The organism is Dyella sp. SYSU CM1112, assembly GCF_058216415.1.
The window spans coordinates 1-251 of sequence record NZ_JBZEGI010000167.1; the positions used below are offsets into that span (position 1 = coordinate 1).

The window sequence follows — 251 nt, forward strand, 5'->3', positions numbered from 1 at the left end:
TCACGGTACCTGTGACACCCGGTATCAACGTCAATTGACCACTTGCTGGAACGCCATCCGTGCTATCCACCACAACGGTGTAAGTCCCACTGACAGGTAAATTCGACAGATTTAATGTTTGTGAACTGGTGGTGTCGAAATAAGTGTAGTCGCCGGTCGGGGTGATGGTCCCCACATCAGGGCGATAGACGACGACGTAGAGATCCTGTCCCGCTGGCGTCGTGCTCACACCGGAGAGATTCAATGCCAAC

The 251-nt window shown here is 53.4% G+C and carries 1 protein-coding gene; it reads right to left on the bottom strand.

Features of this window, described 5'->3' with window-relative positions; genetic code table 11:
• Nucleotides 1-251: hypothetical protein (locus tag AC4HNJ_RS22085; protein ID WP_490481755.1), on the bottom strand; the 251-nt coding region annotated here is incomplete at both ends.